Here is a 1,385-nt window from a genome sequence, read left to right as displayed (position 1 = left end):
CAAGTTACATCATCAAATATTTTTAACTGGTTTACACACTGCTGTTATTGTACCTCATCTTTCTGAGAAAGGCTATACTCCATAATTTTCCATGTCTTCCCATCCGTTACCTCCTGCAATCACTGACAATATTCCGATAATTAAAATATCTGTTAATACATGAACACGGGTTCTTGCTACACGGGGGTCTTTGATTTGGGCAAATACTAATGCCATTTTTTCTGTCAGTTCAGTTGCCTGAGCTATACTCAATTTTTTTGACCTTTTAATCCTGTGTTTGTCAGAGGTGAAACCTGATGCCATAAGACCGACCTGCTAAGTAAGATCGAAACTTTGTACTCACCAGTCTACTAGATAACATCTCCGCTCCTCAAACGATATCTGTGATTATATAAATGTACCAAATTATCTGTATTTTTAACTACCAAATTAGATGCGCTTACCCTGGGTTACCCGACGAACCGCTAATGCTTTTGCTGCCCAATAACTTATCAACAGTTTCTGGAGTCGGCGTACTAGCTTGACATCACCCCGATTAGACGCTTGATATATCCGCTTTTGCAATTTAAAAACGTTACGCTCTAGCTTTCGCCAGTTGATATCGTTCCATTTATATATCGGTTTTTCTGCCGTGTTCATAACATATTCATTGCTACTTGTAGCTATATCATCCGTATTATCGTGAGTCAGTTAGCATATCCTCACCATTACAATGAGGCGTTGGCTTCTGACTCAATCTTTGCCACCTGTTACCTGGAAATCCAGATGTTTCGTCTTAGCTGACTGCTCGAAGTATTCGACCTCTCCGAGAGTAATCAGGTGGGTTACTTCGTTCCTCATAACCATTGGTTTGTTCCGTTAGGATGTCACCTTGTTCACCGAGTTTTTGGGTAACGTAGGTATGCCGCCGATCCGGATTCTCATACCACCCTATACTAATGCCCTTTTTGGGACTACCAGCGCATAAAACCTTATTTCGCTGGTTCGGCGTAACGATGATTTAAGCAGTGACTTCGCTTTCGCTATCCGTAGGAACTTGCTCACGGGATACCACTTTAGGCTAGTAGTTCTTTCCGCTTTTATCCCCGCTTCACCGATTGAGGGCTAGTCGCTACAGTGGGGGATATGCTTTCACCTCTACGTCTGAGGGGCAGGGCTTAACGATTTCTAGGATACTAACGCTCACCTGCAAGGTTATAAAGTTGTCGTCTATAAGGGATTAAAGTGCGAACTCAATCCTGATGGATTACCTTATAGAGGCCAGTCATCCCCCAATTACTCGGTTTCGACTGAACGAATCGCACCCGGGAGAGCCGTTCTAATCTCACTTGTTTTTCTGATTGTATCAAGGGTAGCAAGATTCCAATCAGTTTAAATTGAGCTGA

At 42.5% G+C, this 1,385-nt stretch carries 2 pseudogenes; both read right to left on the bottom strand.

Annotation, left to right across the window (positions count from 1 at the left end):
- Window positions 1–75: 75 nt before the first annotated feature.
- A pseudogene (locus QT996_RS28465) lies at window positions 76–216 on the bottom strand (transposase family protein); the annotation flags it as partial.
- A gap of 228 nt (window positions 217–444) precedes the next feature.
- Window positions 445–639, bottom strand: a pseudogene (locus QT996_RS28460) (reverse transcriptase N-terminal domain-containing protein); the annotation flags it as partial.
- Window positions 640–1,385 lie beyond the last annotated feature (746 nt).

It is taken from the genome of Microcoleus sp. S13C4, from assembly GCF_036700865.1.
GTDB lineage: Bacteria > Cyanobacteriota > Cyanobacteriia > Cyanobacteriales > Microcoleaceae > Microcoleus.
This window is presented reverse-complemented; position numbering and strand designations above follow the sequence as displayed.